The following is a 501-nucleotide window of genomic DNA, read 5'->3' as shown; positions in this document are numbered from 1 at the left end:
ATGTGAGGGCAAAGACCCGTCGAGATTTGGGAGAGTGAATCCCCAAGGACCTTGTGGAGAGAAGCGTGCAGCATACCATTTTTATGGAAGATGTTGTAAAKAAGTTCAGCACCTTCTGTTCCCGCATGCGCTCTAACGGAACTACCTGCCCCACAAGACCCAAACAACTGAACTCCTATTTACCATGCATCTTGAAATCCTGCGAATGAGCGAGCATTCGTGAGAAAATCCTTATTCTATGAGGGAGCTTAACATTCAATTTTTCGAGAAAGCACACTATCTTTCGTAGTTTCTTCCAGGCTGGTTTTCCTAAATGCTTTGTTATTTGGAACAACTAGAYAGTTTTAAGTATTCATGCTTCAAAATACTCATCATTATACGATCGATATATTGACCATTTTTATAGACTTCGTCTCTTAGTATGCCATCCTTATTGAAACCAGCCTTTTCATAACTCCGAATAGCACCAGGATTATCAGCATCTACCGTCAAATACACTTT

1 protein-coding gene is annotated in these 501 nt (G+C 40.7%); it reads right to left on the bottom strand.

Annotated elements, in window-relative coordinates; genetic code table 11:
* Window positions 1-321 precede the first annotated feature (321 nt).
* A partial coding sequence (locus AC1DLM_RS35525; protein WP_477572639.1) for a GNAT family N-acetyltransferase occupies window positions 322-501 on the bottom strand: 180 nt, incomplete at its 5' end.

The organism is Paenibacillus sp. 01T442, from assembly GCF_056398345.1.
Note: the sequence above shows the minus strand (reverse complement) of the source record. Positions and strands in the feature narration are given on the sequence as shown.